Here is a 12,683-nt window from a genome sequence, read left to right on the forward strand (position 1 = left end):
TTATGAAACCAGATTAAGCAAAAGGAGAACCATGGCATCGCAAATACCAGCAAATCCAAAACCGATTCCCCTCAACAAGCGTCTCATCTTTGCTCTGGATGTGGAATCTCCGCAGGAGGCACAGGAGTGGGTATCAAAATTGAAGGATCAGATTAAATTTTATAAAGTAGGATTGCAGCTCTTTCTGGCAGGATGGTTCAATATCGTTGACTGGATCGTGCAGCAGGATCTTGAAGTCATGGTGGATCTGAAATTTTTCGATGTTCCCCAGACCGTGGCTTCAGCTTTCAGGCAACTGAAAGGGCATGGTATTTCCTTTACTACGGTTCACGGTAACGATGCCATTTTACGGGCTGCGGTCGAGGCCAGGCACGACATTGCTCCGGCCAGCCATGAGCTGAATATCCTGGCGGTCACGGTTCTGACCAGTCTGGATCAGGCAGACTTGCAGGATCTTGGCTTCAACTGCTCTGTCGAGGAGCTTGTCCTGAGCCGGGCCAGACGTGCTCTCGCCCTTGGATGTGACGGCGTGGTCTCATCCGGCCTGGAGGCCCCGCGGCTGAGGAGCGATCTTGGCCAAAATTTTCTGATTGTTGTGCCGGGTGTGAGGCCGGTCCAAAACCGGGTGGATGACCAGAAAAGAACTGTTGACCTGACGGGGGCTTTTCTGGCCGGTGCAGATCATGTTGTCGTCGGAAGGCCTATTCGACAGGCGGACAATCCGGTGGCAGTGGTCGAAACAATGCAGGCCCAGATTGCGAAGGCTTTTGGATAAATCCTTCAATAGGAGGAAGTCGATCCGGGAACAATGAAAAAGACCAGGGGGCAGTTAGAAGCAGAAGTTAGTGAAGCGATAGTTAAATTTGAGAAGGAATATAAAGAAGGGAGAAAATAATTATGCTTGGATGTCATTTAGGAAAATTCTTTCAGGTTACTATAGCTGGTGGCTCTTATCAGGAGGGCCTGGTTGCCGTAGTACAGGGGACGCCACCGGGTCTACTGCTCACCGAGAAAGAAATTTACGCTGACCTTTTGCTCAGGAAACCGGGCAGCGATGAGCTTGCCTCACCGCGAAAAGAGCCTGATCTTCCAGTCCTCTACACCGGACTCAATGCTGCAGATACGGTCGAAAACGCCGGTAATCGGAACCATACGAACGGCACCCCCATAACTATCCTGATTCCCAATCTCGATCGACATTTTATTCATATCAAGCAATATCAGGATACCAACCGCACCCCAAGGCCGGGTCATGCCTCATATGCTTCGTTCATAAAATATGGACCTGATGATGACGCCATTGGTGCGGGCCTGTTCAGCGGTCGCTATACTGCACCTATTGTGGCCGCGGGTTCTATTGCCAAGAAGGTCCTGAGTAACTGCGGCATAGAGATATTTTCCTACATCAAAGAGCTGGCTGGTGTCCGCTGTAGCGAGGTCGAGTATACCCAGGCACTTAGCCGTAGCCGGGCATTCAAGAAAATGCGCCAGGATTTTGACCCCTTTTTTCAAGAGATTTATGTTAATAACCGGATAACGATGGAGATGCGCTTTCTTGAAAAGATGAGGATTATGGCTGAGATCGAGCGTGAAATCGATGATATCCGGGCCCGTGGTCCGGAATTTGTGCCGGACAAGGTCAAGGAGAAATACGGGGTGCATCCCGTCATCAATTGCCCTGACCTTGAGGCAGCAGAGGAAATGCTGGAGGCATGCCAGCGGATAACGGAAACTGGTGATTCATCGGGTGGTATCATCGAGACAGTGGCTACGGGCGTGCCGATTGGCCTTGGAGAGCCTGTTTTTAACAAACTGGATGCAGAGCTTGGCAGAATGCTCGGCCTCGGTGCAGTCAAGGGTGTGGAGGTCGGGGCCGGGTTCATGGTCAAGGATATGACCGGCAGCCAGTGTAACGATGCCATGCAGGTGGAAAATGGTCAGGTTGCCTTTATGACGAATAATGCCGGAGGTATTACCGGAGGGCTGGCTACCGGTCAGCCGATCGTGGTACGACTGGCGGTCAAACCTACGCCCACTATTGACAAGGCACAGCAAACGATTGATAAGTATACGATGGAGAATCGTACCCTGGCCGCGATTACGCGGCGCGATCCTACGGTAGTCGGACGACTCTGGCCGGTAGCGGAAAGCTATACGGCGCTCGTGCTTCTTGACCTTTTAATCGCCCACTACGGCTATCAAACCCTGATAGCCAAAAACCGGACATGAAGTTAAGTATTGAAGACCAATTTCAGTTAAGAGCGTTAAACGGCGATGGTTTTAACTAGAGTCGCTCATATTGGTAAGACAACACAGTAATATTTTTCCCCTCTCTAGGATTTTCACTTCGCTGAAGGCATCAGATCCAAACAGTGTGATGGCTACCATATATGAGCGTCCAATAGAGCGGGTTATTGTTAAAAAATGTCAAAGGGTGTAGGGCATTTGGACGTACTGTGCCGAAAAGTGTTCACTGCTGTATGGCGGGAGGTTAATTAAAGGTTGTAACACGATATGCAAGGTGATGTTATATCTTTCCAGCCCTCAGGTTTCCATCATGTTTTGGCAACCTTTGAAGAGAAAAAACTTGAGGGCTGGGAAAACAACTACTCAGGCCCTTTGTGCCTTTGTCTCTCTGTGCCTTTGTGCCTGAGCAGTTATCCAAGAAGTACCTTTTCAGCCACTCCATATAAAGTATGAGTCCCCCCATAGCGGCTATGATCACCCAACAGCTTCAAAATTCCTGTTCATCCAGGTATCTTCCTGATTACGGCATTGTCCGGTTCTCAAACTATCATTGTTTTTACGAGCTCGTATCACGAGCCGAATGTTCCAGTCAACTTCCCTGAACTAAAAATCAGTCCCTGACACGCCCGGTCATGTCTTAAAATTCATGACAACTCTGAGACCTGCAGAGACAGGCATCGGCATCAGGCATAAAAGTTGCCTATAAAGATAGTGATTCTGCTTTATCGATCAGGGTCCTTGCCCTTATGGAGAGAAGGACAAGAAGCCCCGGCAGAATGAGAGAGATTTGAGAGATGAGAGAGATTAAAGTTAAATAGCCGCAGGCAGTCAATTTTAACCGGGAGGAAAAACGACAGTCGCTGTAGAGTTCAAAAAGCATCTATCAGAATATCTTGCAGGTTCCATCCGCGACAAGTGGTCATTCTCGTATCCAGGTGTGCTTCATGGTCTGTCTCAAGGCGCTTGAATTCCTATCCCACCCCAGCAATTAAATAGGATAACAGGCGCTTGAAAGGGCAGGATTGCCCCAGGGATTCATGAGCCCACGGATAGGTGGATCGATAAGCTCAGCATGAATGTAATTCGGCAGCTCCTCTTCCTGCTTTGCAATACTTCCTGAGATAAAGAGCACATCGAACTGCGTTGAGGATTGACCGCAGAGATCCCTAAAAGGTAGTACCAAATAACATATTTACTTTCAAGGGCTTAAGCTCTGCTGTAGCCCAGAGAATGAAAGAAGTGTGTCTTAAGGAGTTGAATTCTATAAACGGCTCTTTGATGGACAGGAATGCTTTCAGGATCTATAAGTCTGGACATGAGGAATGTGGGGATGTTTATTGGGAAAGCGGCCTGTTCCAGTCTGAAGAGCAAAGGCTTCCAAAGAAAGGAGGTGAAATATTCACCGGAAGAGAAAGACTGAAAAGCAGTGGAGAAGGTTATTGCTCAAGTTACGGTTATTGCTCGGGGTTATCGTTTTTTCATCATTATGATTAGCATCTGAAACATCCATATTGAAAGTTTTATCGAAAGAGTACGGAGGAAGTTTTTACCATGATTATCGCGAAGAGATTCACTTACGCCCTTTTGGTCAGTTTAGTTGCCTTGCTTCTCGCTTATTCACCTATCGCTCAGGCTCAAAACTGGATGGCCCTGCCCCCATACAACACCCTGTGGCCATTGTGGTCTCCTACCCTGTCTCCCGTTGATCCTGCTACCGGCCTGCCAACTCCGGTCGTATCCTCGCTGGCTCCGAGTACGGTTTTACCTGTACAGCCCGGCCTGACCTGGGACCCGTCCGCAGCTAATCCCTGGTTGCTGTACAATACTCCGCTTGGCATGGCGTATTATGATCCAGTCAATGGCGTAAATCTCTGGCCAGCACCCTATCTGCAAGATGCAGCCGGACTTCCTTTGCCCCTGACTTTACCTGCGGGTTATGAGCTTCTGCCCCCGACGGCTTCTTCCTGGCTCACCAGCACCACGCCATTGGCGAATGCAGCCATTTTCGCTTACCTGATGACCGTCCCGTTCTTTGGAGCCGCTGTTGCGCCGGTTGCACCAGTAGTTGCTCCAACCTTTGCACCTACGTTTGCACCGACTTTTTCTCCACTTGCAACCACGATGATTATCGGACCGACCTTTACTCCGACCTTTGCCCCGACCTTTGTACCTCCGGTTACGCCAACAGCTACCCCAACAGTTGCCCCGACCTTTGCCCCGACTTTCACTCCGACAGTTTCTCCGCTCGCTACGACCATGATCATCGGCCCGACCTTTACTCCGACCTTTGCGCCTACTTTTACCCCAACCGTTTCTCCGCTCGCAACAACAATGATCATCGGCCCAACCGCTACTCCGACCTTCGTGCCTACTGTCGCTCCAACCGTTTCTCCGCTCGCTACGACCATGATTATCGGGCCAACCTTTGCTCCAGCTGTACCTGTACCACCTACGGTAGTCGGACCATTTGGAGTACCATTCCTTGCACCGAGTGCTATTATCTAAAAATAGAGACTATCGATTCACCTTTAACCCTCATCACGTACCAGAGGGAAGCTTGCTAACCTGAAAAGCCCTGGGGGACAGACCGAATCCGGTCTGCCCCCCAGGGCATTTTTAATGGAAGTTATCAGTTGGAAGTTTTGAATTTTTCTGATTTTTTACTGACCACTGACCACTGACCACTGACCACTAACAGGACATCTCCTGAACCACCTGCCGGATCACTTCATCCATTTTGCCTTTCAGACAGGAGGAAAGCTCATCACCGATATCCACCCGGTCCGGTTCTACCGCCACAATTTTAATTTCCGGGATGGGAAGGTTGAGCGTTTTGCCGAGATTGATCAAGTTGAGGATATCACCCTCATGAGTGCTTATTGGCTGGCAATTTCTTTGGGTTTGAAGCTGGTCCGGAGAAAACACCATCACCGTGCCAGGCTTTTGCCCCATGAAGGCGGAGTCGATAATTACAATTTTTTCTGTTTCATAATTAAAGTGCCTGAACAGCCGTAGACCATCGGTGGAAATATCCTCGGCCTCAAAGTCCTGGTCCAGTTCCCGCAGGCAGATCTGCTCGATTACTTTTGGTCCCACGCCGTCATCCTGCATCAGATAGTTGCCGATACCGATAGCGATTTTTTTACCCATATTTGTTTCTCCCTCTCTCTCCTCATGGCAGTGATGGTTGTTAAATCACCCCCCTCACACCCTGGCCCTCTCCCCCACGGGGGAGAGGGCAACGTGAGGAGGATATGAATGATACACTCCACCTACTTCACAAAGGTTACGTCCAGATAATGCGTTGAGCAGGAAATACAGGGGTCATAAGCCCGAACGAGCATCTCCAGGTGCAGTTCCATCTCCGGCTGGCTCTTATTGGCCCGCATCATCTCCGGCACCAGCTTGTCCATATCGCCCTGGATATTGGCATGGTTCTGGTTGGTCGGAATAATGCAGTTGGCCGAGGTGCACAGGCCTGCATCATCGTATTCATAGTCGTGGAAAAGAATACCCCTCGGTACATCCACAGCTCCCACTCCGCGGCCGGCTCTCGGCGTGATGACCGGTAACTCCTCATCCCGCATGCCGGCAGCCAGCAGGCTGTCAATAAGCTCCAGCCCGGTAAAGGCGGAATGGACAGCCTCGATGAACTGGGCTATAGTGTTCAGGTAGGGATTATAACAGGGGACGGAAAATCCCAGTTCCTGAGCCATTCTCTGAGCTTCCGGGTGCAATTGCTGAAAATTGAGATTGATCCTGGCCAGGGCCCCAACCATGTAGGAGTCCATGTGATGCCGGGTATATTTAGCTGTGGACAGCGGGCTGACCCATTCGTTGGTTACCGAGCGGTAGTCCTCCACATCGATCAGGGTCTTTTGACCATCAGGCATAAGGCATCCAATCTGTCCGTCGTACAGGCCATACTCTACCGTGTCCACCAGACCTACATACTCTGTTTTCCGCTCAAAATGCGGAACCTTATCGACCACTGCCTGAAGGGTCTTGACAGTCGCTTCCACGTCCGGAACGATATTCAAAATACTTTTTTTCAGCTCGATCAGCTCAGCCTCCGTGACCAGGGAAGAGAAGCCTCCGGGGACAATCCTGACCGGATGCGTGGATCTGCCGCATATGATGCTTGACCAGCGGCTTCCCAATCCCTTCATGGCCAGGGCCCGTTTGACTACTTCCGGATGGGATTCTGCCAGAGGCATGACCGAGGGAACCCCCAGAAGATCAGGAGCAACGAGAAAATAGACATGGAGAATGTGAGAATCGAAATTTTCACCATGCTTCAGGAGCCGCCGCAGTTTCTCGGTCTGCTCGGAGACAGTGATGCCGAGCGCCTTTTCCGTGGCTTTGATTGAAGCCAGTTGATGACCTACCGAGCAGATGCCGCAGATACGGGAAGTAATACGGGCGATCTCCGAAAAATGCCGTCCCCGGACCATGGATTCGAAGAATCTCGGAGCTTCGGGCACCTGCCATTCACACCGCTCAAGTTTGCCGTTGGTGGCATTGACGACGATGTTTCCATGGCCCTCGACCCGGGTGACATGCTGTAAATTGATATTGATTTTTTGTGCCATAGAAGTTACTCCTCCACCAGATTCGCGGTAAACATCCGGGCTTTGGCCGCGGCGTAAGCGGGCTGCATTCCCGTCTTGATCAGCAGCTCTACCAGGGAATCCACATTCGGGTTATCCACAAAGCCCCGGCAGGCCTCGCAGGGGATGCCGTTGGTTGGACAGAGAGCACCACAGCCTGCCCTGGCCACCACGCCAAGACAGGTATCCTGAAGCTCGTAGCGGCAGATGTTTTCCTTCTTTTTACATTCCACGCAGACCGGATAGTTCGGAATAGTCGGTGCCTTGCCATGCAGCAGGTCCGAAACCAGCCGGACGAATTCCGCCCGGTCGACCGGACAGCCGGGAATCGCCAGATCCACCGGAATGGCCGCTGAAATAGGCAGGGCTTTCTGGGTTTCGAGGTGAGGCAGGGTCGCATCCGCACCGTACACCTCCACCTTGTATTTATAATCGGGCTTATGATTCTTCAGGGCATTGATTCCGCCCGTGGCCGCGCAGGAACCATAGGCAACCACCAGATTGGCCCGCTGGCGGATCTTTTGCAGCCGGGCGCGGTCCTTTTCCCGGGAAAAGCTCCCCTCCACGAAGGCAATGTCCAAAGGTGCGGAGCAGGTTTCTTTCATGATCTCCCGAAACTCCACAACCTCCACCGCCTGAAGCAGCTTCAATAAATCCTGATCGAAATTGGCAATTTCCACCTGGCATCCTTCGCAACTGGTGAAGTCAAAAAAGGCGACCTTTGGTATACTCATTTAGAACGCCTCCTCCAGATTTTTAATCCTGGCATAGTTGAAAACCGGCCCATCGGTGCAGACATAGAGGCCATTGATCTGGCAATGACCACATTTTCCCACTCCGCATTTCATTCTCCGCTCCAGGTCAACATAGATATGAGAATCCGGAACAGCCAGTTTTTGCAGTTCCTTGATAACAAATTTGTACATGATCGGCGGACCGCAGATAATCACCCGGTAATCTTCGCTGATGCTGGTTTGAGCAAACAGGGTGGTGATTACTCCTACATTCCCTTTCCAGTCAGGGCTCCCCTGATCCACGGTCTCATGATACTCGATCCACTCGCTCCCATCCCTCCATCGGGCCAGATCATCCAGGAAAAGCTGGTCCTTCGGGGAGCGGGCACCGAAAAACAGGACAAATCGGCCAAACTCTTCCCTCCGGTCCTCGATGTATTCAATCATGCTTCTGGTAGGGCATAAACCGATTCCTCCGGCGACTATCAGCACATTATGGCCTTTGAATTCCTCCACCGGAAAGCCTGTTCCCAGGGGGCCTCGAATGTACATGGTATCGCCCTCGTTCAGGTTCCACAGGGCAGTGGAAACGCGTCCGGCTTTTCGAATCACCAGGTCAAAATACCCTTCCCGGGTGGGGGAAGAGGCGATTCCCAGCGGAATTTCGCCGAAACCGAACAGGGATGCCTCGACAATCTGGCCAGGCTGGTGGGCTATCGAAGTGCCATCCGTAAAGGCGAGGCGAAACTGTTTCTCGGTTCTGGCCATTGGCTGAACCTGAAGTATTCTGGCCGGTTTTGGCAAAAATATATTTTCCCCTTCCCGAACAGCTTCTTCGGTAATTAATTTATCTTCCTTATCATCAGTATAATAAGGGTGACTCATACTATCCCTCCATAATTTTATTGAGGACAGGCACCGGGTTGGCCAGATCTGCCGGACAGGCTGCAGCGCAGCGGCCGCATCCTACACAGGCAGGTCCCCCTAATTTTGAATTCAGATAAACAGCCTTGCGCATGATCCGGTGACGGTACCGGGAAGAACGGTCCTCCCGGAAGTTTTCCGTACCACCCTGCACGGTAACTTTGGCAAAATCCTCGGTCAGACAGCCATCCCAGGTCCGAAACCGGGTTCCCGATACCTGATCGAGATTCCAGACATCCTGGACATCAAAACAGTAGCAGGTTGGACAAACCAGATTACAGGCTCCGCAGGAGAAACAGCGGCCAGCCATCTCTTCCCAAATCGGGTGGTGAAAGGAATGGTTTACCTTTTCGGCAACTTCTTCCGACAGGTGAAGCAGCTTCTGGGAACATCGATCGGTTTGCCCGTACAGGATTTCCTTATGCATTTCCACCTGTTGAGGCGCAGCCTGAGAAAATTTCCCCTGAGTAAGCAGAGCTTCCCCTTTTTCGGTGGCTACCTCAACCACAAACCCTTCTTCCCCGATATCGGTCAGGAACAGATCATACCCCGTGGTAACGATGCTGGCTCCTATGCTTTCGAAGAAGGCGGTTTTGAAGACCTGATGGACATTGATGCCTACAATGGTGGTTGAATGACGGTTAGCCAGGTAATTCCAGTCCTTTTTCCCCTCGCTGAACAGATGGTCCAGCATGGAAATGGCCTTGATGTCATACGGATGCACACCGAAAAGGATCCTTGGCCTCGGTTCTATACACCCCTGAAACCCTTCGGGAGAGAATTTGACCAGGTCCTGCTGAGGCTGAAAAAAATACTTCTTGGGAGGGAGGATGGTCGTATCAAAATCCAACCGCAATTCAGCAGGGCTCTCGATCTTGTCGAACACAAACCGATTCTTTTTGGCCTTTGGACCCACCACTTCCTGCGAGGCAATGAGATTCTGAACAAATGGCCCCAGTTCGTCTCTTTGTAGAAAAAGCAGTCGCATATTCCCCTTTCTCCCTTCGGTGACCGGTGATAATGAATTTCGTTGCGGTACTTTCAATTCACCACCTATGGTTAATGATGTTTAAAGATGCTTCAAAGTTGTTCCCATCCATGCCCAGGAAACAACCTGGCTTGAAGAAAAAATGCCAAGATTGCCTGCTAACTACCTCTCCGCTGACTTCTATTTATCATATCGCGTTATATATACCGCGCTCCTCCCATCATCCTTTTTCTCATGAGCAGAAGGGATGACGGGCTATCCAAAAAACCTGTGGTAATATTGGTATATACCAAAACCAAGGAGGAGTGGTTTATTCTCTCCAGATGAAGAGACGATCAGAAGTGGTCGATATAAAGCATAGGGGCAAATCAATTTTGCCCTGCTCAGGTAATTATCCTTCTCAATAATTTATGCCTTCCTAAAAATTTATGCCTTCCTAAAAAAAATTTCCGAGAAACCATCGACCCTTACTCTTACACCACCTGGCAGGAATCATATATTTCTCGGAACACGCTTATAACTGTAAATCAAACTGTCCCTAATGTCAACCTAAAATACGTAAAAAGTACATAGTATTAACTCTATATTTGCGTATTAAAGCGGATTATTTCGAGCAACCTTTAAGTTTTTTTACCTTGTGGAGAGTGAGTGAACAGCCCCGGCTGCATCGGCATTGCATCCGGAACCGTTCACTCCCTGCTCCTTATGCTCTCCTATTCCAGCAGATAGAATTGCATCCCTTACCCTCATATGGATACGGACTGTACCTCTCTATGGGTACGACTGCCCTGGATGGTATTTCAGGGTTACCCGCAAATAACAGGGAGCGCCGGTATATCCCCAGTCGTCATCGGGATGAGCTGAGTTGACATAGTTAAAGTCACTGATGCTCAGGTAAAATTTACCTTTCCAGGCATCTCCAACCCAGAATTTTTGATTTGTCCCTTCTTTCGGTATCGTAACCTCGAAGGGGCTGACAGCAGTGTCAACATCTCCGGCACTGGCCATAAATCCGTCTGAATCCCGTGGGCGATCGACCAGTATCCTGTTCTGATTCCAGTCCCGGTAAAGTTTCCAGACGTATTCCACATCAGAACCCGGAGCACCGGTATGGAAATCGATGATGATGTCATAGTACCATTTGGTTGGAGCAGGCTGGTTCCCATCCTCCAGGGGGGTAAGGTCGATCTGGAACCAGTCCTGATCGCCCTGAAAATCGATATATCCCGCAATCCAGGGGAAAGAGATGGTCGCCTGGTCATTGCTGCGCGCAATGGTGATTTTCTTCGAACTCATTTCCTCTGGATGATTTGGATCATTCAGCCGGTTGGGATCATGGAAATCGAGAATTCTGGTATTGACCCGGTAATCTTTTTTTATCAGAGAAGTATGTTCGAGCTTAATCGAAGCGGCGGATTCATCCGCAAGCTCCATGATTTCGGTATAATAGACGACCGCATTCTGATCAATGGCAGGATCGGGCGGCAGAGCCTGCGGAATATCCCGGATATTGGCCTGAATCCGGTAGGGATTCAGCCCATCGCCATTATCCCCCTGGTAATCACAGACCCTGAAGAAATAGGAGAGCGGGCTCAAGGTTTCCTGTGCCGGAACAAGAACACTCATCTTGAGCTCACCGGGACCAGGCTCACCATTATTATCAAAGGCCCTCCTGATCACCTCGTCACGCATAAGGCTGAGGGAGTAGTCCACCGGGGAAGCCTGGGAATTGGTGTCCAGGAATACCTCAAGCACCCTGGGGCTGCTGGTATCTGTTATCCCCATCCGATACCAGTCCTCGTCTCCCCGAAAGGCGATTTTAGCCGGAGTGAGGCTGTCCGAAACGAGAATATCGGCGGTATCGATGGTATTGTTTCCGATAGCGGTCTCACCGGTATCGGGATCGATAACCTTCACTGCATCTTCGGCAGGATCGCTCACGTCCAGGACCTCGATCAGGACGCGGTACGGGGCCGATCGGGTGATGATCTTTCCCTGGGCAGCCTGAACCACAAGGTAATGGTCCCCTGCTCCGGCCTTGATCTGGTTTTGACAGGTTGTCGATCCGCCGGTATAGCTATGGGAAAGCAGGGCTGCTCCGCCTGCATCCTCCAGGGAGAGCTGATAGGTGAAGCTCAGGCCCTGCCCCTGATCATCGAAGCTTATTGCCAGAACTTTGCAGCCCGAAGCAATGATATCGTCAAGGCAGATGAGGTACCAGTCCTGATCCCCCAGGTAATCGAGGGAGCCTTCTGCAGTGAAGGTGCGGGTTGCGGCATCATATTCCATGGAGGAGGCGCTCGCTCTCGCATCGTTGGTATCCTGCTCATCAGCCTCACAGGAGGCCACGCAGATATCATAGGGTGAAGCCTGATCGAAGTCATCCCGTCCGTAATCTTCGATCAGCACATAATAATCTCCGGCAGCAAGATACGGGAGAAGATGGCAGCCATTCCCCTGTCCCTGAGCCGGCAGGGAGGAGAAGGATTCAGCCAGCACGCCCTGACTGTCGTAGAGCTCGAGTGCAAGCTGCACTTGTGTTCCGCCGGAGAAGGGGGTAAAGTCAACCAGGATGTCATAGACGCCGTCTGTTGGGGCTGTAAACCGGAAGCAGTCGATATCACCGATAGAGCTGATACTGTCACTCCGGCAGCTCTCCGGGTCATCGACAATGAGCACAAGGGCCTGGGCGAAATTTTCATTTCCTTCCGGACCCCTGGCAAAATCGAGGGTGAGGTAATAGGGATTATTCGATGATTCATCATCCATGAGGTCCCGCACGGAAATATAAATATCCTGCGGGGCATGGATAGCGATATTCAGGGAAATCCGGGCTGGCAGATAACTGCCCTCGGGTGCATGGTCAGCCATGAGCCTCACTCTGCTGCCATCTGCATCCTGCCGGTAAACGGTTACCAGAAGCTCTTCATCGGAGCGATAGGTGTTGGATGCACAATTAACCTGGAGGATGCTGTTGGCTTCAACCGCCCGGAAGTGATACCAGTCAACCTCTCCGGGCTTCGAGATGGTCCCGGACACCTGCTGCCGCAAAGCCAGTTCCCGGACCGTGTTTTCCTGTTTCGCGGGAGACTTGCTGCCGCAGGAGCAGAGCCATACTGCCGCTATGGGGATGAAAAGGGATAAGGCCATTGTTCGATCGGTGCATTTCATGATGAAGCC

At 50.9% G+C, this 12,683-nt stretch carries 9 protein-coding genes; 3 read left to right on the forward strand and 6 right to left on the reverse strand.

Translation table 11 applies throughout. The features are described from left to right. The first annotated feature begins 31 nt into the window (after positions 1 to 31). The 3 genes from pyrF (at position 32) to AB1611_04985 (ending at position 4,752) form a co-directional block, all read left to right on the forward strand. The gene (pyrF, locus tag AB1611_04975; GenBank protein ID MEW6378942.1) at positions 32 to 775 is read left to right on the forward strand and encodes an orotidine-5'-phosphate decarboxylase; all 744 of its coding nucleotides are present in this window, start codon (positions 32 to 34) and stop codon (positions 773 to 775) included. 122 nt (positions 776 to 897) lie between these two features. Then, positions 898 to 2,229 carry a chorismate synthase gene (locus AB1611_04980; protein ID MEW6378943.1) on the forward strand — a complete coding sequence of 444 codons (1,332 nt, stop codon included), beginning with the start codon at positions 898 to 900 and terminating at the stop codon, positions 2,227 to 2,229. Between the two features lie 1,569 nt (positions 2,230 to 3,798). Beyond that, entirely contained in the window at positions 3,799 to 4,752 is a 954-nt protein-coding gene (locus AB1611_04985) for a hypothetical protein (GenBank protein MEW6378944.1), read from the forward strand. 186 nt (positions 4,753 to 4,938) lie between these two features. Here the strand turns inward: AB1611_04985 and AB1611_04990 are convergent, their stop codons facing one another. From AB1611_04990 to AB1611_05015, 6 genes are all read right to left on the reverse strand, one after another. After that, positions 4,939 to 5,397, reverse strand: coding sequence for a hydrogenase maturation protease (locus tag AB1611_04990; protein ID MEW6378945.1), 459 nt, complete (start codon positions 5,395 to 5,397; stop codon positions 4,939 to 4,941). Between the two features lie 122 nt (positions 5,398 to 5,519). Next, positions 5,520 to 6,839, reverse strand: a complete 1,320-nt coding sequence (locus AB1611_04995) for a Ni/Fe hydrogenase subunit alpha (protein MEW6378946.1) — start codon at positions 6,837 to 6,839, stop codon at positions 5,520 to 5,522. 5 nt (positions 6,840 to 6,844) lie between these two features. Further along, positions 6,845 to 7,591: an NADH:ubiquinone oxidoreductase gene (locus AB1611_05000; protein MEW6378947.1), complete on the reverse strand. Its 747-nt coding sequence runs from the start codon at positions 7,589 to 7,591 to the stop codon at positions 6,845 to 6,847. Further along, positions 7,592 to 8,476, reverse strand: coding sequence for an FAD/NAD(P)-binding protein (locus AB1611_05005; GenBank protein MEW6378948.1), 885 nt, complete (start codon positions 8,474 to 8,476; stop codon positions 7,592 to 7,594). A gap of 1 nt (position 8,477) precedes the next feature. Then, entirely contained in the window at positions 8,478 to 9,503 is a 1,026-nt protein-coding gene (locus AB1611_05010) for a 4Fe-4S dicluster domain-containing protein (GenBank protein ID MEW6378949.1), read from the reverse strand. A gap of 771 nt (positions 9,504 to 10,274) precedes the next feature. Continuing rightward, on the reverse strand, positions 10,275 to 12,674 hold the full coding sequence (locus AB1611_05015) for a hypothetical protein (GenBank protein MEW6378950.1): 2,400 nt from the start codon (positions 12,672 to 12,674) through the stop codon (positions 10,275 to 10,277). Positions 12,675 to 12,683: the final 9 nt, after the last annotated feature.

The sequence above is a fragment of the bacterium genome (genome assembly GCA_040755755.1).
Classification (GTDB): Bacteria; SZUA-182; SZUA-182; order DTGQ01; family DTGQ01; genus DTGQ01.